Annotated in this window: 1 protein-coding gene; it reads right to left on the bottom strand. The window is 30.8% G+C overall.

What is annotated here, in order from left to right:
• Positions 1–1114: AMP-binding protein (locus CVD18_RS22275; protein WP_146052915.1), on the bottom strand; the 1114-nt coding region annotated here is incomplete at both ends.

Below are 1114 nucleotides of genomic sequence, written 5' to 3'. Positions count from 1 at the left end.
TTTTCTTGAGTCAAATCAGGACGATTCAAATATCCTCTCGAAACCCCTAATCCTGCAATACATAATTCACCAATAACCCCTATAGGTAGAGCTTGTAAAGATTTATTGAGTATATAAACACTATAGTTTGAAACTACATCCTTAAAACCAGACAATCCAATTCTAGCTTTACTTATCAAAGTATCTATAGTAGTTTCAGTCTGTCCATATACATTTAATAAATTATATCCTTTGCGAACAATTTCATCTTTTAAACTATCTGGAAGCTTATCCCCACCGCACAAAAGTGTTTTTATTGAGTTTAATCTTGTACCTTCTAAAAAATATTCCCTCAAAGTATCTGGAACTACTTGTATAAAATTTATATTATTTACATCAATATAATTACATAGTGCATCACTATTAAGAAGTAATCCCTTACTTGGAATATGTAATATGGCACCATTAATAAGAGTAGAAAAAATTTCTTGTAATGCTATGTCTATTACTATGTTGGTTAATTGTAAAAAACGTGTTTGAGAATTTAATTTATATTGATCATTATAGTAATACAATAAATTAAGGATTGATAGATGTTCAATCATTATTCCTTTAGGCTTACCAGTAGTTCCTGAAGAATAAATAACGTATGCTAAATTATCTTTTTTGATAATTTCGCAAAGATTTTCCTTTTTTTCTGAAGAAATCGATAAAAGATTTACAATACCTACATAAGGTAATAATTCTTTGTTTTCACCAAGGGTCAATAATAATTTACAATCACTTTGATCCAGAATTTCTCGTTTACGATCTAAGGGATACTCAGGGTCTATAGGAACATATGCTCCTCCAGACTTTAGGATCCCCAAAACACCAATGATCATTTCGATACTGCGATCAATACAAACTCCTACCAAAACATCCCTTGTGACTCCCAATCCATGTAAATAATGAGCCAATTTATTCGACTCCTCATTCAGTTTACGATAACTCAACTCTTTTTCTTCAAAAACAATAGCTATCGATTCTGGTGTCTTTATAACTTGCTCCTCAAATAGATCTATAATCGTCCTATCAAAAGGGTAATCAACTGCTGTATCATTAAAATCATGAATCAACTCCTTTTCTTCTACTG

Source organism: Aquimarina sp. I32.4 (assembly GCF_002924285.1).
Taxonomy (GTDB): Bacteria; Bacteroidota; Bacteroidia; order Flavobacteriales; family Flavobacteriaceae; genus Aquimarina.
The sequence above is the reverse complement of the archived record's forward strand: the minus strand, read 5'-3'. Positions and strand labels throughout refer to the sequence as shown.